Source organism: Oceanobacillus sp. FSL K6-0251 (assembly GCF_038004725.1).
GTDB classification, from domain to species: Bacteria; Bacillota; Bacilli; order Bacillales; family Amphibacillaceae; genus Oceanobacillus; species Oceanobacillus oncorhynchi.
On record NZ_JBBORS010000001.1, the window covers coordinates 4,690,721 to 4,715,932 of the forward strand.

General features: G+C 38.8%; 24 protein-coding genes. 7 read left to right on the forward strand and 17 right to left on the reverse strand.

Going from position 1 to position 25,212, the window contains the following annotated elements:
- Window positions 1–161 precede the first annotated feature (161 nt).
- The 4 genes from MKY45_RS22755 to MKY45_RS22770 form a co-directional block, all read right to left on the reverse strand.
- Window positions 162–1,058: a glycine betaine ABC transporter substrate-binding protein gene (locus MKY45_RS22755; RefSeq protein ID WP_341173451.1), complete on the reverse strand. Its 897-nt coding sequence runs from the start codon at window positions 1,056–1,058 to the stop codon at window positions 162–164.
- Window positions 1,059–1,152: 94 nt separating this feature from the next.
- Window positions 1,153–1,998, reverse strand: a complete 846-nt coding sequence (locus MKY45_RS22760) for an ABC transporter permease (protein ID WP_042528727.1) — start codon at window positions 1,996–1,998, stop codon at window positions 1,153–1,155.
- Window positions 1,991–3,190, reverse strand: coding sequence for a quaternary amine ABC transporter ATP-binding protein (locus tag MKY45_RS22765; RefSeq protein ID WP_256705433.1), 1,200 nt, complete (start codon window positions 3,188–3,190; stop codon window positions 1,991–1,993). Before MKY45_RS22765 ends, MKY45_RS22760 begins: the two co-directional genes overlap by 8 nt.
- Window positions 3,191–3,562: 372 nt before the next feature.
- The gene (locus MKY45_RS22770; RefSeq protein ID WP_256705435.1) at window positions 3,563–4,090 is read right to left on the reverse strand and encodes a DUF2812 domain-containing protein; all 528 of its coding nucleotides are present in this window, start codon (window positions 4,088–4,090) and stop codon (window positions 3,563–3,565) included.
- A 359-nt stretch (window positions 4,091–4,449) separates the two neighbouring features.
- Between MKY45_RS22770 and MKY45_RS22775 the strand changes: the two genes are divergently transcribed.
- From MKY45_RS22775 to MKY45_RS22790, 4 genes are read left to right on the forward strand one after another with little or no spacing between them, the layout of a single operon-like run.
- Window positions 4,450–5,355 (forward strand): ABC transporter permease, encoded by a 906-nt coding sequence (locus MKY45_RS22775; protein WP_042528720.1) that lies wholly within the window; start codon window positions 4,450–4,452, stop codon window positions 5,353–5,355.
- Between the two features lie 16 nt (window positions 5,356–5,371).
- Window positions 5,372–6,328 (forward strand): ABC transporter permease, encoded by a 957-nt coding sequence (locus tag MKY45_RS22780; RefSeq protein ID WP_042528717.1) that lies wholly within the window; start codon window positions 5,372–5,374, stop codon window positions 6,326–6,328.
- Between the two features lie 39 nt (window positions 6,329–6,367).
- The gene (locus MKY45_RS22785) at window positions 6,368–7,414 is read left to right on the forward strand and encodes an ABC transporter ATP-binding protein (RefSeq protein ID WP_042528716.1); all 1,047 of its coding nucleotides are present in this window, start codon (window positions 6,368–6,370) and stop codon (window positions 7,412–7,414) included.
- Window positions 7,389–8,411, forward strand: coding sequence for an ABC transporter ATP-binding protein (locus tag MKY45_RS22790; RefSeq protein ID WP_042528714.1), 1,023 nt, complete (start codon window positions 7,389–7,391; stop codon window positions 8,409–8,411). Before MKY45_RS22785 ends, MKY45_RS22790 begins: the two co-directional genes overlap by 26 nt.
- A gap of 100 nt (window positions 8,412–8,511) precedes the next feature.
- Here MKY45_RS22790 and MKY45_RS22795 read toward each other — a convergent pair whose 3' ends face one another.
- The 5 genes from MKY45_RS22795 to MKY45_RS22815 form a co-directional block, all read right to left on the reverse strand.
- Entirely contained in the window at window positions 8,512–10,128 is a 1,617-nt protein-coding gene (locus MKY45_RS22795) for a glutathione ABC transporter substrate-binding protein (protein WP_193063755.1), read from the reverse strand.
- Window positions 10,129–10,600: 472 nt separating this feature from the next.
- Window positions 10,601–11,965, reverse strand: a complete 1,365-nt coding sequence (gene dnaB / locus MKY45_RS22800; RefSeq protein WP_042528710.1) for a replicative DNA helicase — start codon at window positions 11,963–11,965, stop codon at window positions 10,601–10,603.
- A 99-nt stretch (window positions 11,966–12,064) separates the two neighbouring features.
- A complete protein-coding gene (rplI, locus tag MKY45_RS22805; RefSeq protein WP_042528708.1) occupies window positions 12,065–12,511 on the reverse strand; it encodes a 50S ribosomal protein L9 in 447 nt (148 codons plus the stop codon).
- On the reverse strand, window positions 12,508–14,493 hold the full coding sequence (locus MKY45_RS22810) for a DHH family phosphoesterase (RefSeq protein ID WP_341173452.1): 1,986 nt from the start codon (window positions 14,491–14,493) through the stop codon (window positions 12,508–12,510). The genes rplI and MKY45_RS22810 overlap by 4 nt, the downstream gene beginning before the upstream one ends.
- 126 nt (window positions 14,494–14,619) lie before the next feature.
- A complete protein-coding gene (locus tag MKY45_RS22815) occupies window positions 14,620–15,552 on the reverse strand; it encodes a YybS family protein (protein WP_341173453.1) in 933 nt (310 codons plus the stop codon).
- 539 nt (window positions 15,553–16,091) lie between these two features.
- Here MKY45_RS22815 and MKY45_RS22820 point away from each other — a divergent pair.
- Window positions 16,092–16,577 (forward strand): DUF1189 family protein, encoded by a 486-nt coding sequence (locus MKY45_RS22820; protein ID WP_193063757.1) that lies wholly within the window; start codon window positions 16,092–16,094, stop codon window positions 16,575–16,577.
- Window positions 16,578–16,697: 120 nt separating this feature from the next.
- Window positions 16,698–18,068 carry a CitMHS family transporter gene (locus MKY45_RS22825; RefSeq protein ID WP_341173454.1) on the forward strand — a complete coding sequence of 457 codons (1,371 nt, stop codon included), beginning with the start codon at window positions 16,698–16,700 and terminating at the stop codon, window positions 18,066–18,068.
- 297 nt (window positions 18,069–18,365) lie between these two features.
- On the opposite strand, the gene rpsR is transcribed toward MKY45_RS22825, so the two are convergent.
- The 7 genes from rpsR to MKY45_RS22860 form a co-directional block, all read right to left on the reverse strand.
- Window positions 18,366–18,596, reverse strand: coding sequence for a 30S ribosomal protein S18 (gene rpsR / locus MKY45_RS22830; RefSeq protein ID WP_042528696.1), 231 nt, complete (start codon window positions 18,594–18,596; stop codon window positions 18,366–18,368).
- A gap of 39 nt (window positions 18,597–18,635) precedes the next feature.
- Complete coding sequence (ssb, locus tag MKY45_RS22835; protein ID WP_042528694.1) at window positions 18,636–19,154, reverse strand: single-stranded DNA-binding protein; 519 nt, start codon at window positions 19,152–19,154, stop codon at window positions 18,636–18,638.
- A gap of 15 nt (window positions 19,155–19,169) precedes the next feature.
- Window positions 19,170–19,457 carry a 30S ribosomal protein S6 gene (rpsF, locus tag MKY45_RS22840; RefSeq protein ID WP_042528692.1) on the reverse strand — a complete coding sequence of 96 codons (288 nt, stop codon included), beginning with the start codon at window positions 19,455–19,457 and terminating at the stop codon, window positions 19,170–19,172.
- 204 nt (window positions 19,458–19,661) lie between these two features.
- A complete protein-coding gene (ychF, locus tag MKY45_RS22845) occupies window positions 19,662–20,762 on the reverse strand; it encodes a redox-regulated ATPase YchF (protein WP_042528690.1) in 1,101 nt (366 codons plus the stop codon).
- 193 nt (window positions 20,763–20,955) lie between these two features.
- Window positions 20,956–21,150 (reverse strand): DUF951 domain-containing protein, encoded by a 195-nt coding sequence (locus MKY45_RS22850; RefSeq protein ID WP_256705439.1) that lies wholly within the window; start codon window positions 21,148–21,150, stop codon window positions 20,956–20,958.
- A 104-nt stretch (window positions 21,151–21,254) separates the two neighbouring features.
- Complete coding sequence (locus tag MKY45_RS22855; protein ID WP_256705440.1) at window positions 21,255–22,169, reverse strand: mechanosensitive ion channel family protein; 915 nt, start codon at window positions 22,167–22,169, stop codon at window positions 21,255–21,257.
- A gap of 235 nt (window positions 22,170–22,404) precedes the next feature.
- On the reverse strand, window positions 22,405–23,424 hold the full coding sequence (locus tag MKY45_RS22860; RefSeq protein WP_193063761.1) for a YkvI family membrane protein: 1,020 nt from the start codon (window positions 23,422–23,424) through the stop codon (window positions 22,405–22,407).
- 78 nt (window positions 23,425–23,502) lie between these two features.
- Here MKY45_RS22860 and yyaC point away from each other — a divergent pair, with 78 nt between their 5' ends.
- Window positions 23,503–24,102, forward strand: a complete 600-nt coding sequence (gene yyaC / locus MKY45_RS22865) for a spore protease YyaC (protein WP_042528680.1) — start codon at window positions 23,503–23,505, stop codon at window positions 24,100–24,102.
- Window positions 24,103–24,141: 39 nt separating this feature from the next.
- On the opposite strand, the gene MKY45_RS22870 is transcribed toward yyaC, so the two are convergent.
- Window positions 24,142–24,846: a DUF554 domain-containing protein gene (locus tag MKY45_RS22870; RefSeq protein WP_042528678.1), complete on the reverse strand. Its 705-nt coding sequence runs from the start codon at window positions 24,844–24,846 to the stop codon at window positions 24,142–24,144.
- Window positions 24,847–25,212: the final 366 nt, after the last annotated feature.

Sequence of the window (25,212 nt, forward strand, 5' to 3'; positions counted from 1 at the left end):
GACGTTATCATACGCTTCATTTGCCTTTTTCATCGTATTTTTTAAATAAAAACAAACTTGATAAAGTGAAAAACAAAGAAAAGTTCGGATTTTACCTATAAACACAGAAAAAGACAGCCCCGATACAATTTGGAGCTGCCTCTCTGAGCAGACAAAATGAATTATTCAATACCTTCTGTCCATTCATCTACCTTATCTTGATTAGCCTCTACCCAGTCAGCTGCTGCATCTTCTGGAGAAGCACCTTCATTAATAGCCAGCATGACTTCTTCCATGTCATCTGTTTCCCAATAGAAGTTATCTAATACTTGATATGCTTCTGGAGCGTCCTCTTCCAGTCCTTCACGAACCATTGTTTCAATGGTTTCTGCCTCACCAAATACGCCGTCTGGATCATCAAGATATTTTAAATCATAGGCTTGGAATTTCCAATGCGGAGACCAGCCAGTTACAACAATATCATCTTCATTATCAATTGCATTACCTAATTCTGTTGCCATTGCACCGCTGGAAGAAGTCTGTACAGTCCAGTCTTCCAGATTATCATATTCTTCTACAGCATTTTCTGCGGCGTTTACAACACCTGCACCCGGTTCAATACCTGTAATCGTTTGACCAGCTTCATCTGTAAGATCTTCAATCGAATCTACATCCATGTATTCAGGTACAACAAGACCAATTGCTGCTCCTTCTAAGTTAGGTCCAAGCTGTTCTACTTGATCGCCATAAGCTTCGAATTGTTCCGCATGTGTTCCAGGTAACCATGCAGCTACCATCCCATCTGCTTCACCAGTTGCAACAGCTTCCCACATAACCGCATTATCAAGCGGTGTCGTTGTAACATCATAGCCTACATCTTCTAATACTTTAGCTACAACATGTGTGGAAGCTACTTCCGTATCCCATTCTACATAGGCTAAATCAATGTCTCCCTCTACTCCGCCTTCTGCAGAATCATCATCTCCGCCATTGCTGTCATCACTTCCGCAGCCGGCAACAACTAGTCCAAGTGCTAATGAACCGATAAGTCCAGCACGCTTAAGACTCCATTTAGACATAATTAAAACTCCCCTTTTCTTAAATTTTGTTTTCTATATAGACACTTTTCATGAGAGGGGATAGCCTCCCTCATAAAAAGATTGCCACACAAATTTATTCTTTTCCTTTATTCATATTTTGTGTAATACGGTCAATAATAATCGCTAAAATAACGATTCCGATACCAGCCACAAATCCGGTACCGACAGACGCACGTTGAAGAGAAGAAAGCACTTGACTTCCAAGCCCCGGCGCACCAATCATTGACGCGATAACAACCATAGACAGCGCAAGCATAACTGTTTGGTTAATACCAGCCATGATGGTTCCTTTTGCCATAGGCAGTTCTACCTTAAATAGTTTCTGTGATCCGGTCGTACCGAATGCATCAGATGCTTCAATTAAATCCTTAGAAACCTGACGAATCCCTAAGTTTGTAAAACGGACCGTCGGCGGTGTCGCGAAAATTAGGGATGCGAATACACCAGGAACCATCCCGATTCCGAAGAAAGCTACTGCCGGGATCAAATATACGAATGCCGGCATGGTTTGCATAAAGTCCAGAATTGGTGTAAAAATCGTATTAGCAATTTTGCTTTTTGCCATTAATATTCCTACAGGAACACCAACAATGACAGATAGTAAACTTGCTAAAATAACCAATGTTACTGTAGACATCAGCGCATCCCATAACCCCTGGTTATAAACAAACCATAGACCCACGATAGAAAATACAGCTAATCCAAGTTTTTTACCAGAAACAAAGAACGCAATTACAGCAACAATCAAGATAAATATAATTGGCGGAATACCTGCTAGAACATCTGAAGATACAAAATCCATAAAATTACCAAGATGATCTTTGATTGGTTCAAAAAGAAAGGCAAAGGTATCTTGAATCCAATCTGTCGCAGTCTCTGTCCATTCGGATAAAGGTATTTGATCAATAAAATCAAGCATTTAAGTTCACCTCACCATCATTTGCAAGCGCGGCTAATACAGCACCGCGAACAATAATTCCATTTAACCGCCCGTTATCTTCTACAACTGCAATGGGAACCGGCGTATCATAGATCATGGAGAAAATATCTTGCATTGGTGTGTCTGGGGTTACTCTTAAAATATCTGTTTGTAAAATTTCTTTAATATCTGTTATTTCTTTTTTACGTGCCTCAGAAGCGTCATCTGCTGTCACATAGCCCTGTAAACGGCGGTTTTCATCCACTACGAGAATGCTGGAAATACCTTCCCTGCGCATTCTTTCTAATGCTGCGCGCGGACCGTGCTTCGCTATATTGATTGTTTCCGGCCGCTTCATAATATGGCTTGCTGTAAGTATCTTCGAGCGGTCCACATCCTCTACGAATTTCTCAACGTAATCATTCGCAGGATTCATCAGAATTTCTTCTGGAGTTCCAATTTGAACGATAGCTCCATCCTTCATTAACGCAATACGATCCCCTAAACGAAGCGCTTCATCCAGGTCATGTGTAATAAAGACAATGGTTTTCTTCATGGAGGATTGCAAATCAATCAGCTCATCCTGCATTTCTTTACGGATAAGCGGATCAAGCGCAGAAAAAGCTTCATCCATTAATAATACTTTTGGGTCATTCGCTAGCGCACGAGCCAGCCCTACACGCTGCTGCATACCGCCTGATAACTGGCCAGGCTTCTGATGCATATAATCACCTAGTCCAACAAGCTTTAAGGATTCCTCCGCTTTTTTATCCCGTTCCGATTTATCAACTCCTTGTACCTCTAAACCAAACGCTGCGTTCTGTAAAATCGTGCGGTGCGGGAAAAGTGCGAATTGCTGGAATACCATTCCTAATTTTTCACGACGTACTTGTCTTAATGCTTTTTTATCTAATGTCGCCAGTTCTTTTCCATCAATTAGAATAGATCCTTCGCTCGGCTCTATTAATCGATTTATTAATCGAACCAGGGTTGACTTACCACTTCCGGAAAGCCCCATTATTACGAATATTTCGCCTTCTTCAACTGAAAAGCTGGCACGATTGACCCCGACAGTATTACCTGTCTTTTTCAGTATTTCTTCTTTGGACATACCTTGATCTAACATTTTGATAGATTGGCCGATATTTTTACCAAAGATTTTAGACAGGTTTTTTGCTTCTACTACTGCCATATAATCACCTCTCTATTTTGTTTTGATTTGTAGTACTTCTAAAATTAAAATAATCTTTGGTACTCCCGAACCATTTATGCTGAAATTAAAAATAAATGAACCAACGATTGACTCATTTATTTTATGGCATCCACATAGATGTATTTACCTGTTTCAAGGCAACAATACTAATTATAGTTAAGTTCCTATTAAACCTCAAACCGCTTATTTTACGGTATTCTAATAGTTTTAAGCAATAAATTCCTTCTATTCCATATAAATCGACGTTTCCTGCCTTTTCCTTCTGTATACTTTTAAATGCTTCACTTATTTTACAATTGGTAACATTTATTTCTGAAAAATTACCATTTTGTTACAATTGAAACTACGATATTACATATTTTTTAAATTATGCTGTCGGAACTTATTTACAATATATAAAGTCAGCATCAAAATAGCTGTGATGGACAGCATCATTATCCCGCCTAGCAGAATCATTTGTATCAAAGCCCAGTCCGCTCTCATATGTAAAATAAAGAAAGACACTAAAAACAAAATTGAGATAATTGTATATTTTCCGAGGGAATACCCTTCTTGGCGCAACTGTCCCAGCAGCAGTTCATACGACGTTTCTTTCGGCAGCGCTTCCGATGAGCCTTGATAAACTTGAGTATAATCTACTGTATCGACAAGCTCCCAACCTTCTTCTAATGGCGGCGTATCTTCCTCCACCTTTTGAATAGGCTGAAACTCCAGATGATATTGTACTTCTTTCGGTTTATCTTCTGTTAATTGAAAAAGCAGACCGCCTAATCGTAACCTTTCTACTACCCATCCTTCCTTTGCAAGAGCTTCTAATTTTTCTGTTCCTATATAATGAAAGAAAAATCTAGCAGGGTTCCAAATTAATTTCTTTTTCATGATTTTTCACCTCTGTATAATGACATCTAAATTTAAATTAGTATCATTATACAAGATTTCCCGCGATTCTTCCTAGTAATCATAAAATATGACAGAAAAATGATTTTATTAACAAAAAGATAACGCTTTCATTTTTTTAACTAATGACAATTTTCATATTAAATCTATTTTTACGAATTTAAATAATTTCCTTTTTTATCCAATTGTGTAAACCCTTTTATACCAACGCTTTCCGTTTTTTGATAGTTTCCAAAACCATGCATTTTCTAAGGATTTTCAAATGACTTATATTTCTCTAAGTCTTTTCATGATATAATCGAGACTGACCTATAACACGAGAGAAAGGATGAAATAAACCGATGAGTCGTTCAAACGAACATATTGAAAAGCCGGAGATAGCTGTCAAGCAGCCTAATCCCCGTCTTAAAAGCTGGAAAAGCGTCTTTAATAAACTGAAGAAAAATAAGTCGGCTGTTGTCGGCGGAATTTTAATTATTTTACTTATCATTATCGCTCTTATCGGCCCATACTTAACCCCCTACGACCCTCTATACGATCAAGATGTAACCAATAAATTAGCTACCCCTTCATCTGATCATTGGTTTGGGACAGATAACTTTGGGAGAGATATATTCAGCAGGGTAATCCAAGGCACCGGATTAACACTGATGATAGGTTTTTTCTCTATCTTACTGGGAGCAACTGCCGGCGTATTTCTCGGTATTATCGCAGGCTATTACGGCAAACGGATAGATAGTATTATCATGCGTTTCATGGATATTTTATTAGCATTCCCTAGTATTCTATTAGCATTAACGATCGTTACGGTTTTAGGCGGAAGCATGGTTAATGTTGTTATCGCGGTTGCTGTTTCCTCTGTACCGATATTTGCCAGAATTGTTCGTGGATCTACTTTATCTGTGAAAAAGCTGGAGTATATTGATGCGATGAGAGCGCTGGGCGCCAGTGATTCCAGAATTATTTTTAAACATATTTTACCTAATATCACCTCTCCAATTATCGTTCAGGCTACGTTAAGTATTGCTACAGCGATTCTGTCAGCTGCGGGGCTTTCCTTCTTAGGATTGGGCGCACAGCCTCCTACACCAGAATGGGGAGCCATGTTAAGTGATGGACGAAATTACTTATATAATGCACCCCATGTAGCGTTATTTCCTGGGCTTGCTATTGTCGTAGCTGTATTGGCATTTAACATGCTTGGAGATGGATTACGTGACGCATTTGATCCAAAAACGAGAGAATAGAAAGAGGTGAACGATTTTGATTCAATTTATCATTCGACGTATTTTACAAACGATACCCGTCCTAATTGGTGTATCTATATTAGTATTTAGCATGATGCATTTAGTTCCGGGTGATCCAGCACAAGTAATCGCTGGAGAAGGCGCACCACAGGAACAAATTGAAAATATCAGAGAACGATTAGGTTTAAATGACCCTTTACCCACGCAGTATCTTAATTATGTAACCAGTGCAGTCCAAGGCGACTTAGGAACCTCTATGCGAAGCGGTAGAGATGTTTCAGCCGAAATTGGGGCCCGATTCTGGGTAACCGTTGAGCTTGCCATCTATAGTACCATCTTAGCTGTTTTTTTAGGATTAATTGCAGGTATTATTTCTGCTACACGTAAATATACAGCCATCGATACTACTATTATGATTGTCGCTTTATTTGGTTTATCGATGCCTAACTTTTGGCTTGGGTTAATGTTAATTCAGTGGTTTGCAATTGGAATTGATTTGCCATCCTGGGTACCTTTCTTTAATAACACAGCATGGTTCAGTCCTTCCGGCTGGGGAAGCTTCAGCCAAATTGTCTTACCTGTAATCACATTAGGTACAGGAAGTGCTGCCATTATTGCACGTATGACACGTTCCAGCATGCTGGATGTTATCGGCTCAGATTATATTCGAACCGCCCGTGCCAAAGGGGTAAAAGAACAAATCGTTATTTATAGACATGCATTAAAGAATGCATTAATCCCTATTGTTACCGTAGTTGGATTACAATTTGGCGGACTTCTTGGCGGAGCCGTATTAACAGAGTCTGTATTCGCCGTTAATGGAATGGGAAAATTGATTATCGATTCTATCCAAGCCCGTGATTTCCCGGTTGTTCAAGGAACCGTTTTAGTCGCATCTCTTCTCTTCATTCTTGTAAACTTAATTGTCGATGTTGCTTACAGATTCTTGAACAAACGGATTGATTTAGATTAGTATTCTTGCATTACAAGATTTCGAAAGGAGCTGCTTACTATGACAGGTGCACCAAACCCTTCATATGATAATATACTAGAAATTAAAAATTTACAGACTTCTTTCTTCACAAAAGATTTAGAAGTAAAGGCTGTAGATGGTGTTTCCTTTAATATTCCAAAAGGAAAAGTACTTGGTGTCGTTGGAGAGTCTGGTTCCGGAAAAAGTATTACTTCCTTATCTATTCTCCGTCTTATCGAAGAACCAGGTAAGATTAAAGGTGGAGAAATTCTCTTCAAAGGAGAAAACCTCTTAGATAAGAGCGAAGCACAGATGCGCAAAATTCGAGGCAATGAAATATCAATGATTTTCCAGGAACCAATGACTTCCTTGAACCCTACCTTTACGGTCGGCCAGCAGATTAGTGAATCATTCCGCATTCACGAAGGTCTTGGCAAAAAGGAAGCAAAAAAGAAATCCATTGAGATGTTAAAGCTAGTAGGAATTCCTTCCCCAGAAAAACGTATCAATCAGTATCCATTTGAGTTATCTGGAGGGATGCGCCAGCGTGTGATGATCGCAATCGCGCTTGCCTGTAACCCAGATCTATTGATTGCTGATGAACCAACAACCGCATTGGATGTAACAATTCAAGCACAGATTTTAGATTTAATGAAAGAATTGCAAGAAAAATTGGACATGGGTATTTTATTAATTACCCATGACCTCGGCGTTGTGGCAGAAACGTGTGATTATGTTGCCGTTATGTATTGCGGGAAAGTGGTCGAATTCACCGATAAAAAGACCTTATTTACAGAACCAAAACACCCATATACCGTTGGTTTGATGCAATCTGTTCCACAACACGACCAAGACGTAGATGGCGATTTAGCAGTGATTAGAGGATCTGTTCCAAGTCCAGCCGATATGCCGCAGGGCTGCCGTTTTGCGCCAAGATGTCCATTTGCTACCGATTTATGCCGAAATAAATTACCTGACTTAGAAACGGATGAAGAGGGTAATCAAATTCGTTGCTGGATTTATTCTGACGAATGGGACGGAGATCCGGAGGTGAACGTTCATGAACAATCAAAAAGTACTTCTTAAAGTAGATGACTTAAAACAATATTTTCCGATTAAAGGCGGGTTTTTTGGACGCACCGTCAATCACGTAAAGGCAGTAGACGATATCTCCTTTGAAGTGTATGAAGGAGAAACACTAAGTATCGTAGGAGAATCTGGCTGTGGAAAATCGACAACCGGACGAGCCGTTCTCCGATTAGATGAACCTACTGATGGAAAAGTAGAATTTGATGGTACAAATATTCTTGAGCTAAATAAAAAAGAAATGAATAAATTTCGTAAAGATATGCAGATTATTTTTCAGGATCCATATGCATCGATTAATCCCCGCCACACTGTCCGGCAAATTTTAACCGAAGCAATGGAAATTCAAAATGCGGTTCCTAAACATGAAAGAAATGATCGTGTGAAGGAGTTGATGGAGACAGTAGGCCTTGGCGCCCACCAGATTGACCGGCATCCACACGAGTTCAGCGGCGGGCAGCGACAGCGTATCGGGATTGCCCGAGCACTGTCTGTTGATCCGAAATTAATTATTGCTGATGAGGCTGTGTCAGCACTTGATGTGTCTATTCAGGCACAGGTTATCAATCTGCTGAAAAAGCTGCAGCGTGAATTTAAACTGACTTATCTTTTCATTTCACATGATTTAGGTGTTGTACGTCACATTTCTGACCGTATTATAGTAATGTATTTAGGAAAAGTTGTTGAAATAGCTGATAAAAAATCATTATTTACCAATAACATGCATCCGTACACGAAAGCACTTCTTTCTGCTATCCCTAGTACGGATTTGGAAGCCAAAAAAGAACGTATTACGCTAAAAGGAGATGTGCCTTCTCCGATTGATCCTCCTGAAGGCTGCCGCTTCCACACACGCTGTCCTTTTGCCACGGACATCTGCCGTACAAAGGTGCCTGAACTGCGTAATACAGAAGGTATGAAAGACGGACATCGTGCAGCTTGTCACCATATGGAAGCTATCCGTTCTGGTGAACATCAGCCGACGGTTAATGCGTAATTATATCGTAAAAGTCACATGATATGAATCATGTGACTTTTTTTATGTACAAAAAACAGCTGCTTATCTCTATCAGAAAAGCAGCTGTTTATTCATTTCATTATTGATTTAAAGATACATCATGTAATTGAAGTATTCCAGTTGGCGATTGCGTTAAGCCTTGTACATTATCATTCACACCAAGCAAGAATTCTTGATGGTGCAGATAAAGCATTGGAGCAAGCTCTGTAAGTTCTGTCTGGATATCGCTGTAAAGCTGCAGACGTGTCTCTTCGTCTCCTTCACGGCGGGCAGCTTCAAGCATTTCATCTAATTCCTCATCTTGTAAGAAAGAACGGTTACCAGGCTCACCGATATTTTCCGAATGGAATAATGGATATAATCCATAATCTGCGTCCCCAGTTACAGTAGACCAGCCAAGTACAAACATATCATGATCTCCTTGAGCTGTTCTTTCTAAATACGTGCCCCATTCAAGTACTTCAACCTCTACATCAATATTCAATTCTTGTAATTGAGCTTGAACATTGGTAGCAGCATCTATACGCTCTTGTGTATCATTTGTCCAAAGCGTTGTCGAGAAGCCATCTTCATAGCCCGCATCTGCTAACAATTGCTTCGCTTCTTCTAAATCATATTCTAAACCAGGTGCATCCTCGTCATAACCATATACTGCCGGTGCTAATGGCCCAACAGCCGGGATTCCAACTCCTTCGTAAATACCATCAATAATCTGGCTTTTATCAATTGCCATATTGATTGCTTGACGCACATTCGGATCATCAAATGGTTCTTTTTCTACGTTAAATCCAATATAAGATACGCTGACACTTTCTTGCGGTGCTACATGGATTCCTTCTGAATTTTCAACCTGAGCCATATTACTTGGTCCCAGAGGATCAATAATATGTGAATCTCCAGTTTCAAGCTCAGCTACTCGCGTATTCGCTTCACTTACAACCTTAAATACAACGGAATCAAGGTGAGCCGGCTCTCCCCAATAATCTTCGTTTTTCACTAAACGAACTTCGGAACCTGAATTCCATGAATCAAATTTAAAGAAACCTGTACCAATCGGGTTCTCATTAATATAGCTTCCCGGTTCTTCTCCATTTTCCATTGCTTCATAGTCTGCCTCAATTACTTCAAGCGATGTCATTCCACCGCCATTATGTGCAATATGTGCAGGGAATGGCGCAAATGGATATTCTGTCGTAAAACGTACAGTATAATCATCCACTACTTCTATATCCTCTACCATTTCATAAAGGAAGTAACGCTGAGAAGCTACATCTTCATCTAAAATACGTTCAATATTTGCTTTTACTACTTCCGCATTAAATTCCGAGCCATCATGGAAAGTTACATCATCACGTAATTTGAACTCCCAGACATTATCTTCTACTGCTTCCCACTCTGTAGCAAGACCAGGCTGTAATTCCATATTTTCATCTAAAGTTACAAGTGTTTCAAAGATATTTGCCTGTACGTTACTAGATGGTGTATCGTTTGAACCTGCCGGGTCCATTGAAACAACATCTGACTGGTTGGCAATAACAAGCTCGCCGCCCTCAGCAGCTTCTTCGGAAGTGCCTTCTCCATCTCCATCCGAATCACTGTTACCGCCTTCATCTGGTTCGCTTGCACACGCTACCAAAACAACGCTAAGTAAAAGACCGAAAATTAGCAATAATAAAGACTTTTTTGACAATTTCATATTCGTACTCCCCTCAAATTAGAATATATTTGTCTTACTACTCTATTCTAATCTATCTCCCAGATAAATTCAATAATAGTATTAATTTACTAAAATTTTGAAATATCTTAATATAACTGTAATCTATTTGTATCCCAGCACTTACACTCTATTTACCAGCAGAAAAGAAATACCTGTCTGTTCCCCTCTATATCAGTCTTTTATAGCTTTACATAGAACATAGAATCACTCATTATACTCTTTTTAATTTGTTAACTTCTTGTAAAATAATCTAGTTCCATTGTCTTATTTTGTCGATTCATCTGAAAGCACTACTATTTTCCTTTCATAAAACAAAAAAGAGATGCCTATCTTACAAGACACCTCTTCCCACACTAGTATTCATTATTGGACCATTATACGTTCAACAGTCTCATCTAAGTGACACAGAAATAGACTTTCTCATATGAAAAATCAAAAGTACCTCTATTATCTACATCGCCGGCGGAATATCTCCCTCTCCATAACGATGATCTAAGTCCACGAATTTATTATATTCTTTTACAAAGGCTAGCTCTACGGTTCCTGTTGGACCATTACGCTGCTTCGCAATAATAATCTCAATAATATTCTCTTTCTCTGTCTCTTTATCATAATAATCATCACGATATAAGAAACCTACAATATCCGCATCCTGCTCAATACTTCCTGATTCACGGATATCCGACATCATTGGGCGCTTGTCCTGCCTGGACTCCACACCACGGGAGAGCTGAGATAATGCAATCAATGGCACTTCCAGCTCCCTGGCCAATGCTTTTAGCGCACGGGAAATCTCGGAAACCTCCTGCTGACGGTTTTCCTTCGAGCTGCCGCTTCCCTGGATAAGCTGCAGATAATCAATCAGAATCATCCCAAGCCCATGCTCCTGCTTCAGGCGCCGGCACTTGGAACGAATTTCATTGACACGTACGCCTGGCGTATCATCAATATAAATTCCTGCATTCGACAGGGACCCCATCGACATCGTCAGCTTACTCCAGTCATCTGCTTGCAGCTGTCCGTTTCTTAAACGCTGCGCGTCAATATTTCCTTCCGCACAAAGCATACGCTGAACGAGCTGATCCGCGCCCATCTCGAGACTGAAAATAGCTACATTTTCATCTGTTTTTACGGCAACGTTTTGCGCTACGTTTAATGCAAAGGCTGTTTTCCCTACGGAAGGACGCGCCGCAATAATAATCAAATCGTTCCGCTGAAAGCCTGATGTAATGCGGTCTAAGTCCAAGAAACCCGTTGGAACGCCTGTTACATCACCTTTTTGCTGGTGAAGCTGTTCAATATTATCATATACATCAATCAAGACATCTTTTATATTTTTGAAAGCTCCTGAATTTTTTCGTCCAGAAACCTCCAGGATACTTTTTTCTGCATCATTTAAAACATCTTCAACCTCATCTTCTTTTTCAAAAGAGGCCGTCACAATGTCTGTTGCTTTTCGAATCAAGCTGCGCAGGGTTGATTTTTCTTCTACAATTCTGCTGTAATACTCTACGTTAGCTGCAGTCGGCACACTTTCTGCCAGTTCTGTTAAGTAGGAGACACCGCCTGCTTCCTCCAGCTGTTTCCGGTCATTTAAAAACGTGGTAACTGTTACAACATCAATCGGTTCCCCGCGCTCAGACAAGGTCATCATCGCTGTAAAAATAAGCTGATGGCTCGCACGGTAGAAATCTTCTGGTATCAAAATTTCCGAAGCCTGTACAAAGGCGGTCGGCTCCAAAAAAACAGCGCCTAAAACAGATTGCTCTGCTTCTAAATTATGCGGTGGTGTACGATCATTCAAAGACGCACTCATTACCTCTCCTCCGTATTCTAGTTAAGTGAAAAAAGAAATCGGCACACAATTTTTCTGCCAATTTCTTTTTCCTCTGTTTATTTCCGAATGTCATCCTATTTATTTTTCTTTTACATGAACCTTTACAGAGCCAGATACTTCCGGATGTAATTTAACGGGAACATTTGTGTAACCCAACGCACGGATTGGCTCATCTAATTCTAGCTTGCGCTTATCGATTTTATAGCCATGCTGTTTATTTAATCCTTCTGAAATCTGTTTACTGGTTATGGAACCGAATAAACGTCCATTTTCTCCAGATTTTGCTTCCAGCTCAACCGTTAAATCAGCAAGTTTGTCTTTTAATTGAATGGCATTTTCTTTTTCTTCTATTTCTAATTGATCTTGTTTTTTCTTTTTCGCATCAAGTGCTTTCAGATTCCCGGAAGTAGCTTCTTCTGCCAGTTTATTTTTGAACAGGAAGTTACGGGCATAGCCGTCAGGAACATTTTTCACTTCGCCTTTTTTTGCTTTCCCTTTAACATCTTTTAAGAAAATAACTTTCATTCTGAATCTCTCCCTTTTCTATACTCCAGCTCATCAATAATCTCAACAAGCATTTCTTTGACTTCCTCAATGGTTTTGTCTTCTATTTGCGTTGCTGCATTGGTTAAATGTCCGCCGCCATTCATTTGTTCCATGATGACCTGTACATTGACATCCCCCAGCGACCGTGCACTGACTCCGATTCTGCCGTCTGCTCTTTCCGAAATAACAAAGGAAGCCGTGATACCTACCATAGACAGTAAGGTATCCGCTGCTTGCGCAATCAGCACAGGGTTATATGCTCTTCCGCTCGGCGCTGTCGCAATCGCAATATAGTCATTATAAATTTGTGTTCTTTCAATAATATTGCTGCGTTCGATAAATACCTCTAAGTCATCTTTGAGTAAATGCTGGACTAATACTGTGTCAGCGCCTTGTGACCTTAAATACGAAGCCGCATCAAATGTTCTTGAGCCGGTACGCAGCGTAAAACTTTTCGTATCAACGATAATCCCAGCTAAAAGTGCTGTAGCTTCCAGTACTTTCAGCTTCACTCCTTTGGGCTGATACTCCAGGAGCTCCGTCACAAGCTCTGCTGTGGAGGATGCATAAGGCTCCATGTAGACAAGCGTAGGATTATCAACAAATTCCTCTGCCCGGCGATGATGGTCGATAACAATTTTATAATCGGTATAGTTCAATAAACTTTCTACTGCAACCATGCTCGGTTTGTGGGTATCCACAATGATCAATAAACTCTGCTGATCAATCATGAGATCCTCTGCTTCTTCCGGTGAGATGAATTGATCCCAAAGCTCTCCATCCTCACGAATACGGTCTATCAAGCGGGAAACACCAGTCTCCACATCATTCTCATCAAACACAATATAACCGGGTACATCATTTGTTTTAGCAATATTTAATACACCGATAGCTGCACCAATGGCATCCATATCAGGTGATTTATGTCCCATAATAATAACATTATCACTGGCACGAACCAACTCTTTTAACGCATGGGATATCACTCGTGCCCGTACACGGGTACGTTTTTCCATCGGATTGGTCTTTCCGCCGTAAAAACGTACTTTTCCATTCTCATCCTTAATAGCCACCTGATCGCCGCCCCGGCCTAAGGCTAAATCTAAGCTGGACTGGGCTACTTCACCAATCTCCGGCAGCGTCATGTTTCCAGCACCGACCCCGATGCTCAATGTGACTGGGTTGCTTTCAGATCCTTTCATTTCCCGGACTTCATCTAAAATAGAGAATTTAACTTTTTCCAGCTCTTCGAGAATTTCCAGATTCCCAACAGCTAAAAATCGTTCCTGTGATGTTCGTTTCAAGTAGAGTCCATAATGACTGGACCAGTTATTCAAAACAGCCGTCACCTGTGAGTTCAATTGACTCTTAGCTGTATCATCCATATTTTGAGTGATTTCTTCATAATTGTCTAAGAAGATAATAGCAAGTACGGTTTGTTCATTATAGTAACGGTCCTTCAGTTTTTGATGCTCTGTACGATCAAGGAAATAGAGCAGTTTCTCTTCCTTTTTTATCACACATAGAAAGGTGTAATCTCCAATTTCCACCCATATTTCATCTCGGTTCTCTATAATCATCGGGATTAGGTCTTCCGATAACTGATTAAGAGATTCACCGATAATGGTATCCTTGCTTGCTTTAAACTGATTCATGAATGGGTTCGACCACTCTATTTGAAAGTTATCATTGTATAGAACAATTCCAAACGGCATCTCTAATAAAGCTTCCGAACCAACTTTTTTCACTCGATGAGAAATCGTCGATATATATTCTTCCGCTTCATCCAGAAGCACTCTTTCCGTTCGAATACTATAGTAAAATGAAGCAGCGTAGACAACTGTCATTATTAAGCCAACTATCCATTGATAGTACCAAACATATAAAAGCAATAGAAATGTAAAGATATAAATTATCCATACATGCTTGCTTAATGTTGGTCTATTCTGTAAATCTGGCACGGCATTCAGCTCCTTCAAAGTCCAACAGTCTTTCTGTTTTTTTCCTGTACTTATTCTTAGACCGAACAATTATTTTATGGCTTTCGGTGCGGGAATCTCGGGTTGCTCTATAAGCCTGCTTCTTTTTTATTTTAACCGCCCTCTTAACCGGAAACCTATATCAATTATACCTAAGATTCGGATGAAATAAAGAAGAATTCCTGGAAAAAGAATCGTTGCAATAACAATCAAAATAGGAACTGCTTTGGCTATACGTTTGATATGTGCAAAGTGAAAAATAAATGAAAATCCTTGCAGCATCAAAGCAATCCCGACAATCATCAATAAATTCTGCGCTCCAAATTCCATGGTGCTTCCTTCTTCAAAACCGATAACAGATAAAATTAATGCTAACAGATAAATCCAAATAATTGCACCCGGAAATTGTAATTCACGGAATGGCGGAAAAGAAAATTTCTCTTTCTCTATCCGATTTAATAACTTATAACTGATCCATTGCGTAATAAATGCCGTAGCTAGAGCAAATACAACCATAAAGGTAGGAATTAATTGCTTCAGTAGGCTAATTTGTGTCTCTTGCAATGCGGTGATATCTTCTTCGTTCAGCGAAGGATTGACACTTTCTATCATGGATGCACTCATACTGACAGAGTCTTCCACAATGTTTTCGTATTCAGATACAATATTAACATCCAACAGTATTTGAATAAAAACAAAAGCCAAAAGCATCCCAACAATAAAGCCGAATGTTCCTTGGGCCAGTGTTTCATATGCTGTATTCCTTTTATACATGGCATAGCCGATAAAAATACCACCTGCTGCAGCAATAAGCACACCTGGCAGTATCATCATAGACATCAGCAATGTAGATATAATCGCAACAGCCACTGTCATTATAAGACCTGCCTTCACCCCATGCCGTTTCACATAGAATATAAAAGGAACAGGCAGTACAAACATGCTGATTAAACTAAGTATCGGTAAGAAAGAAGCCACCAACAAAACCATAACAATGGCAATCATTAATGCTCCTTCGGTAACTTTTCTCGATTGGTTCATATACTGCACCTCGTTCTAACAAAATTAAATAATAGTAGAGGATGTTTTAAATTCTTCTCCTCTATAAAAAATACATCAAAATTAATCCAATTAGCTGTATCCTTTCCTGTTTAATCACATCCATTTTTATGGGTTTAAATGGCAATATGATAATTCAACACATATTCTATTATGATAACATGAATTTAGCAGAAAGGCTTGTATAGTACCTTGTTCAAAAGAGGGCGTAACGGTGGTGTTCACTATGCTCAGGGAGTATCACCGCTCTATGTATGCAATTAAATGAGGGTAAGTTACACTGAAAATGAATTTTCATATTATTTCCCGGGAAATTTGTCGAATAACGCTGTATTCTTAGCCAACTAAAAGCTAACTCCTATATAATAATAGTGTTGCCAACTAAAAGTAGATTAAATCATATCTTTTCCATTGGTTTCTGAACGGTATGTATTTTCTCTTAATCCAATATAAAGCTCTTTATTTGCTCATAATTTTTAGAGGAGAAGACTTTTTCTACTTCAATATAAAGGATGATAATAATGAAATTCACAAAAATACTCAAAGAAAGTCTTTTTCTTCCACAAAAAAAAGCTATGTTTCAGATTAACCGAATCGGGATGGATCAAATTATGATTTACCTTTTCATTTTATTTATGGTGACATCCCTGCCTGAACTAATTTCCCGTTTAACAAGCTGGAGCGGTTTAGGAGGAGAAATGAATATTATCTTTCAGCTTATTTATTTCTTTATGTTTTATTACTTAATTCTATCTATTCTGCTGCTGGGCGTCATTTCATTTATCGCTTATCTCGGCAGAGGGATTGTCCGGCTGGCCAACCGGAAGCTCTATTACGGCACACTTTGGAAGTTGACTGCTTGTTCACTGACGATTCCGATGCTGATTTTTACCTTATTCTCGTTTATTTGGTCCATTCCAGATTGGTTTTTATTCATCTTTTTTATTTATCCAGTAGTTTTGCTGGTGCGGATGGTATTTTTATACCCACAGAAAAGGTTCCGTTAAATGACATTTTTCTACATATTTAAACAAATAAATTGTTGAAATTAATCTGTAAACGTTTTATAGTGTTATTATGCATTTTTTAGTAATTTGTAAAGCGTTTGCAAAGAAAAGGGGTTTATTATGGAAGATATTTCTGTTTGGCTTACAATTGTTGGACTGCTTATTATCTTTTCAATTGTAGGTTTGCTTATCTCAAATAAAATCAGCCCTATTGTCGGAATGACGATCATTCCAATCATAGGAGCATTTATAGCCGGATTTAATTTTGAGGAACTATCTGGATTTTTAGCAGCTGGTTCTGATCAAGTAATGGGCGTTGTAATCATGTTTATTTTTGCCATTATCTATTTTGGTATTATGCAGGATAGTGGTTTATTTAATCCTTTCATACGCTTTATGATTTTAATGACAAAGGGGAACGTAATCATCGTAGCCATGGCAACCGCGGTTATCGGAATGATTGCACAACTTGACGGGGCAGGAGCATCTACCTTCCTTCTCTGTATTCCAGCGTTGCTTCCTTTATATAAAGAACTACATATGAGCCGTTATTTATTATTATTATTAGTTGCTTTAAGTGCAAGTGTTATCAATATGATTCCATGGGGCGGGCCTGCTGCACGTTCAGCAACCGTTATTGATATGGATTTGATTGACTTCTACCTGCCGCTTATTCCGATACAGGCAATTGGAGCTGTATTAATTTTAGTACTGGCTGCTTTTCTCGGAATTCGTGAGAAAAAGAAAATCAGTAAAAAAGTGGCGGCTGGTGAAATCACCTTAAGTGAAAACGTAAATATTCTTGCGATTGCTGACAATTTTACGAAAAGACAAAATGAAGAAATGGCACAGGCGAAAGAACAGCCGCGAAATTTAGCATGGAGAAACGCGGCAAACCTTGTTCTTACGGTTCTGGTATTAGGGGCCATGATGGCTAGTTTACTGGCTCCTCAATATGCATTTATGATTGGTGTAGCGATTGCCCTTCCATTGAATTACAAGGGCGTCGATAATCAAATGAACCGTGTCAAAGCCCATGCTCCTAATGCCTTAATGATGGCAGCAGTTATTTTAGCTGCCGGAGTATTCCTTGGGGTCTTGAACGAATCAGGCATGCTTGAACAAATTGCACTTGCCGGAATTGCTATCATGCCAGCATTTGTTGTTCCTATTGTACACATTATTGTTGGTATCTTCGGTGTTCCTTTAGATTTACTGACCAGTACTGACGCATATTATTTTGCATTGATGCCGATTGTTGATGAGATTGCGAGCTCCCAAGGGATTGCTTCTGTATCTACCGCATACGCTATGATGATTGGTAACATCATTGGAACATTTGTAAGTCCTTTCTCTCCTGCATTATGGTTAGGAATTGGACTTGCGTCAGCTAACATGGGGAAACATATCAAATACTCTTTCTTCTGGTTATGGGGATTCAGTATCGTTCTATTAGTCATTGCTGTATTAATTGGTGTGGTTACTCTATAATATTAGATTCATAAATTCATATAAACGCTTCAAGTACAGCTACGTATTTGCCTGTACTTGAAGCGTTTTTTATGAGGAGAGGCTAGAAGAGAAATAAAAAAGACAGGCTGTAGATCCCTTTTTTATTATTATTATTTCTATGCTTGCCTGAATCGTATTTATTTTGTTATTTAATAAACTTCTACTGGATGAAATTACCTCCCTGTACATGACGTGAGTATCCCCAAAAGGGCTTCTATGCCCTTTTAAAGACATAAAAAATCCCTCAAGTCCATTAAAACTTGAGGGATTTTTTAATCAGTCTGTTACGTAAGGCAATAAAGCCATTTGACGAGCACGTTTAATTGCAATAGTCAATTTACGTTGATATTTTGCAGAAGTTCCAGTTACACGACGAGGAAGAATTTTTCCACGTTCAGAAACGAAACGTCTTAGCAAATCTACATCTTTATAGTCAATGTGTGTAATTCCATTTGCTGTGAAATAACACACCTTACGACGTTTTGCGCGTCCGCGACGAGCTGCCATGTGAATACACTCCTTTTAAATTAATTTAGTGAAAATGATTTAAAACGGTAAATCATCATCTGATATGTCAATTGGTTCTCCATTGTTTTTAAATGGATCTTCCTGACTTGTATTTTGATTTTGGTTTTGATTAAATCCTTGATTTTGATTTGATGAAAATGGATTTTGCTGATATTGGTTCTGATTATTTTGGTTGTTCTGGTATCCATCCGATTGAAACTGTCCGCCCCCTTGGGAACCTTTCGTCTCTAAGAATTGAACACTATCTGCAACAATCTCTGTTACATAAACCCGTTTGCCATCCTGGCCTTCAAAATTACGTGTCTGTACACGGCCATCTACACCAATCAAACTTCCTTTTTTCATATAATTCGCCAGGTTCTCCGCAGGTCTGCGCCAAACGACACAGTTAATAAAATCTGCTTCGCGATCTCCCTGTTGATTTGAAAAAGGTCTGTTCACAGCAATATTAAAATTAGCTACTGCCACACCGCTTGGTGTATAGCGTAAATCAGGATCCCTCGTTAATCTGCCAACTAATACGACACGATTTAACATCAGAACCACTCCTTATTATTTTTCATCTCGAATTGCCATATGGCGAATAATATCATCGTTGAATTTCGCTAGGCGGTCAAATTCATTTACTGCATTTTCATCACCTTGGAAATTGATAACAACATAATAGCCATCACGATAGTCATTGATTTCATATGCAAGACGTTTCTTGCCTTTTTCATCAACTTTTTCGATTTCCGCACCGTTATCAGTAAGGATTTTGTTAAAACGCTCGATTAAAGCAGTTTGTGCTTCCTCCTCGATATCTGGGCGGATGATGTACATAATTTCGTATTTTCTCATCCGTTACACCTCCTTTTGGTCTTAGCGGCTCTGTTCTCTGCAACTCCGTATGAATCACAGATATAAGAGCAAGGAATAATTTTTTAATTACTCACATTTGGACATTATACCAAATAAATTATGTTATGACAAGCCTTCGAGAGAACCTGATTACGTTTATTTTTAAATATTTACTGTTATCCAGCTTATAATTAGAAAATACACTTACACATTAAATCGGAAATGAATAACGTCACCGTCTTGAACAATATATTCTTTTCCTTCCAGTCTCACTTGACCTCTTTCTCTTGCTGTCGCCATATTGCCTGCATCTACTAAAGCATCATAAGATACGGTCTCTGCACGAATAAATCCTCGTTCAAAATCAGTATGGATAATCCCTGCAGCCTGAGGTGCTTTGATACCCTGACGGAAAGTCCAGGCCCGCACTTCTTGTTCACCGGCTGTAAAATATGTAGCCAGTCCAAGTAAATTATAAGATGCTTTAATTAATTGATCCAAACCAGATTCAGAAATACCTAAATCCTCCAGGAATTCTTCTTTCTCTTCCGGTTCTAATTCAGCTATTTCTTCCTCAATACGTGCGCAGACCACAATTACTTCTGCATTCTCATTGGCTGCATATTCTTTTACTCTTTGAACATTTTCATTTGAATCAGAGTCTGCTACCTCTTCTTCGCTTACATTGGCCACATATAAGGTAGGTTTACTCGTTAACAGATGCAGTCCTTTAACTATTTTCTCCTGCTCCTCTGTAAACTCTAAAGCACGTACCGGCTGATCGTTCTCTAAGCCTTCTTTTACTTTGTTTAAAATCTCATACTCTGCCAATGCTTCTTTATCCTTTTGACGCGCCAGTTTTTCTACACGCTGAAATCGTTTATTGACCGATTCCAAGTCTGCTAAAATCAACTCCAGATTAATGATTTCAATATCATCAATTGGATCGACCTTTCCGGAAACATGTGTAATATTCTCATCTTCAAAGCAGCGTACAACCTGACAAATCGCATCTACCTGTCTGATATGAGATAAAAATTGGTTTCCTAGTCCTTCCCCCTTGCTTGCACCCTTCACAATTCCGGCAATATCCGTGAATTCAAATGCAGTTGGGACTGTTTTCTTTGGTTTTACAAGCTCTGTTAATTTATTTAAACGTTCGTCTGGAACCTCCACAATCCCTACATTCGGATCAATTGTAGCAAATGGGTAGTTTGCTGCTTCCGCTCCTGCCTGCGTGATTGCATTAAATAAGGTAGATTTTCCTACATTTGGAAGGCCGACAATTCCTGCTGTTAATGCCATATTACTTTTTCCAACTCCTTAAGGACTTAATTCGTTCATGAACATTTTCGTAACTCCAATTATAGATAGTCCGCTGCAAAAAGACAAGCATGAGAAAACTCAAAACAGGGCCATTGTCTGACCCCATTTTGAGTTTTCTTCTAAGGAATTTTTTATTTTTGTCTTGTCTTTTCATCAGTAAAATCATTTTTTACTATTCTTCGTGTTTTTCTAGAACTTTTTTCATCTTCTTCGTAAAATCTCTTCTCGGGATAAGCACACTATGCCCGCAGCCAAGACATTTAATCCGGATATCCATCCCCATCCGGATAATTTGCCATCGGTTCTCTCCGCATGGATGCGGCTTTTTCATTTGGACAACGTCACGCAAACCAAATTCTTTATCCATAACTCCTGCTCCTTTTTTGAAATAATGCTGTCTGGCTCCAAGAACCTTTTTAACGAAAACGCAGCGCTTTTCTTACATTACATTATAGCAAATTTAAAGGAGGATTATCCTCGATTTTGCCGACGTTCTTGACGTTCCTGTGTTAATTGATCCATTTCCTGCTCGGAATAAGCAACAATACGAGGAGAAGGAATTTTAACCCCGGATTTATATAGCTTGTCCTGAATCTCTTTACGGATATTCCGTTCTCCCGCCCATTGGAAGACCGGCTCTGTTTCTGCAATAATACGAACAACGAAATGAGAAACATCCAGATTTTGAACACCGATAATCTCTGGAACACCTAAAATAAAATCATATTTTTCCGGCAGTGTTTCTGCTACTTCATGAATAATTTGTTCTACATGTGCGATATCACTTTCATACGGCACATTTACATCGACAACAGAAAGGCCATTTCGAGATGAATAATTGATTACCTGATCAATATTTCCGTTAGGGACAATGTTCAGTTCTCCTGTCCAGGAAACAATTTTTGACGTGCGTAGTCCAATTTCTTCCACTGTTCCTTCTATTCCAGCAGCTAACACATAATCACCTACTGAAAATTGATCTTCAAAAATAATAAAGAAGCCAGTAATGATATCACGCACAAGGTTCTGTGCCCCAAAACCGATTGCCAGACCTGCAACACCAGCGCCGGCTAACAATGGTCCAATTTCAAAGTTAAAGACTTCCAATATCATAACAAGTGCCATAAAATAAACAACATATGCAACGACACTCTTAATCAATTTCTTCAGTGTATCTTCCCGGCGTTTCGGAATCTTTATTGGCCCATGCTGCCTTTGTACAAATAATTTATCTACTATTTTCCGCACGATACGGACAACCAGCCAAGAAATAAGAAGAATTAAAGCAATCCGGATGGCCCCTCCTAAAATGGTTAACCACAATTCAGGATTGCTGAAATAATCCCATAACCTGTCAAATTGATGACTTATAAAATTCAAGTTCATGCGTATATAACTCCTTTCACTTTCTTAATAAAACAGTTCTTCTATTATTGGATGTTAAAAAATACTACCATAATGTTTTTCCCATCTGCAAAAATATAAACATATATATATTATATTTTGCAAGTTTTTTATTTATAAATTGAGATGACATCGGGATTATACTATTCTCTGACACCTTCATTTTTTAACAGTCCTTTATTTAGAAGTTATATACATGTTATTCATCAATGAAGTATTATTTTGTTTTTTTCCATAACGGATAGGTTAACAGTCTGGCTAAAATATATAAATTTAGAATACCGTATAGCGGATAGAGGAAATTCACCAAATTAGCAAAACCAAATCCTGTTAATGGAAGCATAAGCAATACCGAAATAAGTACAATCAGGTACATTGGCTTTTCTTCTCTTAAAAATGACTGCACCCTGGTTGCGATACCCAGCATCCCTGCAGCGGCCGTTGTAAAGATTGCCAGCCAAAGAAGGATAGACATAAATAGAATCATCCCTAATGGAAATTCTTTTAAAATAGCGAATAAGGGAATCTCATAAAGAATAATTTCATCCGCGATTTGAATCAAGCTACTATTGTAAATATACGAAACAATTCCTAAGCACACCCCTGTCCCAATACAGCAAATAATAATTTCTCCTCTTCCCTTCACCTTATTTCCAATCGCTCCTAAAATAGCAATCAGCGGAAGAATATTTAATGCTGTAAAGGGAAAGGCGGAAAACCAATTTCGCTGCTGGTGCCAATATGCAAACAGCTGTAAATTTTGATTGGAAACATACATTGCTAACACATACAAAAGCCCGCCAATCAAAATAGGCAATATAAGTTCATTAAAAGTCAATAACCCGTTTATTCCCTTAATAAATAACAATACAAGTACAATTCCAGTAATTCCGATACCGACCGGATATGGTAAATGAAATACCTGCCCCGTTGCCCCGCTTCCCGCAATCATAATCATCGTCGTGGTGAACAGATAAAGAAGGATTAATCCGTCAAATGCCTTCGTCAGCTTTTTTCCAGCAATTATTTCTAAAACAGGTAAATAATTTTCACTTTTCATTTGGTAGCTGATTGCCATAATCACATAACAGCAGAATGAAAATAGAAAAGAAAATAACACAATAGCCAGTCCGCTTTCATGCCCAAAAAATTGCCACAGTTCTCTTCCTGATACATATCCGGCACCAATCGTTGCACCAAGGATTAATGCCGTCCATTGCAGGCCTCTTCTCCACATGGTATTTCCTCCAATTCATACGTATAGTTCTTCGTAAATTACCGTATACTGTAACAATATGATTTTGGAGGAACTGCTATGAATCTAAAAACAAGCTTACGCATACAATCAAACCATTTTAGAGCAAATTATCAAGAACCCGACATAGCCAAAACATTATCTAATCAAATCATGCCCTGGTTTCCTTTGAAAGCTGTTGATTATATCGCTGTCTTCATTGGTACTGATCGTTCTACAGGAGACGCATTAGGCCCGCTCGCTGGTATGTATTTCGAGGAAATGCGTCCCAGAAATTTACATGTTTATGGAACGATTCATGAGCCGGTTCATGCGGTTAACCTGAAAGAATCCCTCTTAAGCATTTATAAAAATCACGAGAAACCTTATCTGATTGCCATTGATGCATGCCTGGGCAAAAGCAGCTCTGTTGGAAGTATAATTGCTGAAAACAAGCCTTTAAAGCCTGGTCTTGCATTAAACAAACAGCTCCCTCAGGTTGGCAATATGAACATTACAGGGGTTGTCAATGTCAGCGGATTTATGGAACAAACCGTTTTACAAAATACCCGCCTGTCACTCGTCATGGATATGGCTTTAGAAGTAGCAGGCATACTCAAACAGGTGGACAGACAATTAACTTATTCCCGGCATATAAATACAGTTAAAAATATGATTTAAGCATAAAAAACGGGCTCTCTCTGCCCGATTTTTTTCGTTCTAGAATAAAGTAAAAAGATAGTAAACAAGGACTACTGTCAAAATACTTGGCAGTAAATTCCCGATGCGAATCTTGGTGATATTTAATAAATTGAAGCCAATTGCCAGGATAAGCAGACCGCCGACTGCAGTCAACTCGACAATTAATCCATCCAAAAAAGCGGCCGACACCCACTTGTCAATTTGGGTTGCCAAAAGCGTTATCGTTCCCTGATAAAGCACAACGGGAATGGCTGATAAGATCACACCAATGCCTAAGGTAGTCGTTAACACAAGTGCTGTAAATCCATCAATGATTCCTTTGGTAATCAAAATACCATGATCTCCGCGAATGCCGCTGTCTAAAGCACCGATAATTGCCATTGCTCCAACACAGAAGATAAGAGAAGCTGTTACAAACCCTTGCGAGATGCTTGTATCATTCTCATTCGCTGCAAAACGATAGCCAATCCACTTTCCAAAACGATTTAAGCCTTCTTCAATCTTTAACCCTTCTCCAATGATTGCTCCAGATAGTAAACTTAATAAGACCACAATAATCTGTTCCGTCTGCAATGCCATCTGCAGACCAATTAAAACAATAGCCAGTCCTATCCCGTTCATCACCGTCTCTTTAAACCGTTCCGGAATTTTTGTAAAAAATAAACCGATGATGCTTCCAATAATAATAAATGCGAAATTAATAATTGTTCCGAATAAAGCCACTTCCTGCCTCCTATTTTCATGAGATTTAACAGGACAAGTATTTACAGCCCCTATGTCTATACAGTTTTACAGGATTCCTCTTTTAAAATGTTCCACGTGAAACATTTTCGTCTAAATATGTTTTATCACGGAGAACCTCCCATAAAAACTCCCACTGAATGAAATTTCGTTTTATGTATGAATATATAGATGATTAGCTATCTCATCAAACAAAGAGTTAAAGAGCATTATAATCAACTTTCAATAAATTTGCAATGCTTTTTCTTTATCCAATAAGCTTATCATAGAGAACCTTCTTTTAAATTTTCGTTGGGTAATATATTCTCAAAAAAATCATGCTGTTCTTTTCATTTTTTAGAAACATTT

Excerpts from the sequence above, each read along its gene's own strand:
- MKY45_RS22755 (WP_341173451.1), bottom strand. The coding sequence starts at position 1,058 with ATGTCTAAATGGAGTCTTAAGCGTGCTGGACTTATCGGTTCATTAGCA.
- MKY45_RS22760 (WP_042528727.1), bottom strand. The coding sequence starts at position 1,998 with ATGCTTGATTTTATTGATCAAATACCTTTATCCGAATGGACAGAGACT.
- MKY45_RS22765 (WP_256705433.1), bottom strand. The coding sequence starts at position 3,190 with ATGGCAGTAGTAGAAGCAAAAAACCTGTCTAAAATCTTTGGTAAAAAT.
- MKY45_RS22770 (WP_256705435.1), bottom strand. The coding sequence starts at position 4,090 with ATGAAAAAGAAATTAATTTGGAACCCTGCTAGATTTTTCTTTCATTAT.
- MKY45_RS22775 (WP_042528720.1), top strand. The coding sequence starts at position 4,450 with ATGAGTCGTTCAAACGAACATATTGAAAAGCCGGAGATAGCTGTCAAG.
- MKY45_RS22785 (WP_042528716.1), top strand. The coding sequence starts at position 6,368 with ATGACAGGTGCACCAAACCCTTCATATGATAATATACTAGAAATTAAA.
- MKY45_RS22790 (WP_042528714.1), top strand. The coding sequence starts at position 7,389 with ATGAACAATCAAAAAGTACTTCTTAAAGTAGATGACTTAAAACAATAT.
- MKY45_RS22795 (WP_193063755.1), bottom strand. The coding sequence starts at position 10,128 with ATGAAATTGTCAAAAAAGTCTTTATTATTGCTAATTTTCGGTCTTTTA.
- dnaB (WP_042528710.1), bottom strand. The coding sequence starts at position 11,965 with ATGAGTGCGTCTTTGAATGATCGTACACCACCGCATAATTTAGAAGCA.
- rplI (WP_042528708.1), bottom strand. The coding sequence starts at position 12,511 with ATGAAAGTTATTTTCTTAAAAGATGTTAAAGGGAAAGCAAAAAAAGGC.
- MKY45_RS22815 (WP_341173453.1), bottom strand. The coding sequence starts at position 15,552 with ATGAACCAATCGAGAAAAGTTACCGAAGGAGCATTAATGATTGCCATT.
- MKY45_RS22820 (WP_193063757.1), top strand. The coding sequence starts at position 16,092 with ATGAAATTCACAAAAATACTCAAAGAAAGTCTTTTTCTTCCACAAAAA.
- MKY45_RS22825 (WP_341173454.1), top strand. The coding sequence starts at position 16,698 with ATGGAAGATATTTCTGTTTGGCTTACAATTGTTGGACTGCTTATTATC.
- rpsR (WP_042528696.1), bottom strand. The coding sequence starts at position 18,596 with ATGGCAGCTCGTCGCGGACGCGCAAAACGTCGTAAGGTGTGTTATTTC.
- ssb (WP_042528694.1), bottom strand. The coding sequence starts at position 19,154 with ATGTTAAATCGTGTCGTATTAGTTGGCAGATTAACGAGGGATCCTGAT.
- rpsF (WP_042528692.1), bottom strand. The coding sequence starts at position 19,457 with ATGAGAAAATACGAAATTATGTACATCATCCGCCCAGATATCGAGGAG.
- ychF (WP_042528690.1), bottom strand. The coding sequence starts at position 20,762 with ATGGCATTAACAGCAGGAATTGTCGGCCTTCCAAATGTAGGAAAATCT.
- MKY45_RS22850 (WP_256705439.1), bottom strand. The coding sequence starts at position 21,150 with ATGGATAAAGAATTTGGTTTGCGTGACGTTGTCCAAATGAAAAAGCCG.
- MKY45_RS22855 (WP_256705440.1), bottom strand. The coding sequence starts at position 22,169 with ATGAACTTGAATTTTATAAGTCATCAATTTGACAGGTTATGGGATTAT.
- MKY45_RS22860 (WP_193063761.1), bottom strand. The coding sequence starts at position 23,424 with ATGTGGAGAAGAGGCCTGCAATGGACGGCATTAATCCTTGGTGCAACG.
- yyaC (WP_042528680.1), top strand. The coding sequence starts at position 23,503 with ATGAATCTAAAAACAAGCTTACGCATACAATCAAACCATTTTAGAGCA.